The following is a 2,087-nucleotide window of genomic DNA, read 5'->3' on the forward strand; positions in this document are numbered from 1 at the left end:
AACCACTCAAAGAAGGATTCCTCTTTTTATTTAAAAAAATTATCATAATTTTATTTACACAACTTATTATACATTACTAGAATATCAAAAAAAATTCTTTATAATAATAAAACAATAGGAAATATTGATGATTTAATTATTTTGATTGAAAAAGAAAACTATAAATTTCAATATAATAAGATTAAAAAATGGGTGGTAAAAGCTGCTCAATAATGTTCTGAATTTAATTTATTGAGGAAGGTGACTAATAATGGCAGAAAAAGAATTAAAAAAACAAATTGAAGAAATTATCAGAGAAACCTTAATAAGAAAGGATAAATCAATTTCTGATGATAAACCCATTCCACTAGAAGCATCAGGTAGACATGTTCATTTATGTCAGGATCATGTTGATCAGCTTTTTGGTAAAGGATATAGACTAACCCCAAAAAGGGAGTTATCTCAACCAGGTCAATTTCTTGCGGAAGAAAAAGTAAAATTAATTGGAAAAAAAGGAATAATTGAAAAGGCAGCAGTTTTGGGGCCAGCAAGGTCGCATTCTCAGGTAGAGCTTTCTAAAACAGATTCAATTCAGTTAGGAATTGATGCTCCATTAAGATTTTCAGGGGATATTAAAGATAGTGCTTCGGTTTTTATAGCTTCTGCTGAAAATGTAATTAAATTAGAAGAAGGAGTTATTATTGCTAAAAGACACATACACATGACTCCAAAAGATGCAGTTGATTTGGGCGTAGAGGATAGACAAATAGTTTCTGTTGAAGCGTTAACTGAACGACCAGTTGTTTTTAAAGATGTGTTAGTTAGGGTTAATAAAGATTACAGCTTAAATATGCACATTGACTATGATGAAGCAAATGCTTGTTTGTTTTCTGCTGGTGATAAAGCTAAAATAATAAAATAATATACTTAATTCTATTTATCTCCTATAATCCAGCAGCAGCTGAATTATAGGAGATATTTTATTATATAGGAAACTATGCTTTTGCAGGAATGTTGATAACTTTGTAGAAGGATAAAAATATTATGAGCCCAAAACAAAGAAGAAAACACATTAAAGTTAAAACAATATTGAATGATCACTGGGAAGAGTTTAAGATAGAACATCTTCCAGGTAGAGTGCCTGCTGATATGTTAAATCATGTAATTGACCAGGTAGAAAAATCAATGGAATGTGGTAACTGTTATCTATCAAATTAATCCATTAAAAAACAATAATTATTAATCAAAATAAATTGAAACCAGCACTTCCTTTTCCTTAAATAATCTGATAAAATATTGTCAGAATATTTAGGATGTGATCAGATGCAAATCATTCATGACTTTAAAATACCTGTAAAAAAATATTCTGAGCTTGGCCAGAATAATAATTTTCCTCACCCTGAAGAATGTCCTCACTGCCATGATAAACTTCATAAACATGGATTTTACCACCGCTATGTTATCACCATCGATGGTAAATGTTTCTGGATACCGATTAGAAGATACAAATGCCAGCACTGTCAGAAAACTGTTTCCATACTTCCAGCCTTTCTCTTCCCTAAATTTCAGAGATCTCTAAATTATATTATCTGCTGTATCAAAGAATATCTACTCCAGAAAAAACTATTCCTCTACAAACAGGCGGTATATTTTTATCTACATAGATTTACCCAAAATATACCTGGTTTGATTGCTTTTTTCAGAGACAAATACCACTCCCTGATCCCCTTTAAATTATCAAGAATAAAAAAAGCCATAAAACTAATTAAAATGATTTGGAGCTCGAACGCTCAGATACTCGCAAAAGAATATCAGGATCACTTTAATCAATGTTTTATGGCACTTTAATTGTACCATAAAGATTAAAGTTTTGGAACTATTTTTTTAAACACAAAAGCTTTCACTGGAAAAGAGCTATTTTTCTGATTAAAATGTTATTATCAGCAGTTTAAGAACATTTTTGCTCTTAAATGCTAAAATTAAAGCTTAAAGGAGCTGATTTTGATGACTGATAATGACAGAGAACAGATAGCTCTATTTCGCTTTTCCCTCATTTCACCTATCCTGAATAGACAGGTGAAAAAACAGAACGAGTATCTGGCAAAGGT

Annotated in this window: 3 protein-coding genes; all 3 read left to right on the forward strand. The window is 30.6% G+C overall.

The features are described from left to right. The first annotated feature begins 250 nt into the window (after positions 1-250). The 3 genes from CI949_RS20190 to CI949_RS20200 all read left to right on the forward strand — a co-directional run bounded on the left by CI949_RS20190 (position 251) and on the right by CI949_RS20200 (position 1,827). A complete protein-coding gene (locus CI949_RS20190) occupies positions 251-901 on the forward strand; it encodes a phosphate propanoyltransferase (RefSeq protein ID WP_133506133.1) in 651 nt (216 codons plus the stop codon). A gap of 122 nt (positions 902-1,023) precedes the next feature. Continuing rightward, a complete protein-coding gene (locus tag CI949_RS20195) occupies positions 1,024-1,197 on the forward strand; it encodes a hypothetical protein (RefSeq protein WP_166635248.1) in 174 nt (57 codons plus the stop codon). A 105-nt stretch (positions 1,198-1,302) separates the two neighbouring features. Beyond that, a complete protein-coding gene (locus CI949_RS20200) occupies positions 1,303-1,827 on the forward strand; it encodes a DUF6431 domain-containing protein (protein ID WP_133506135.1) in 525 nt (174 codons plus the stop codon). The last annotated feature ends 260 nt before the right edge of the window (positions 1,828-2,087 follow it).

It is taken from the genome of Halanaerobium sp. (assembly GCF_003070835.1).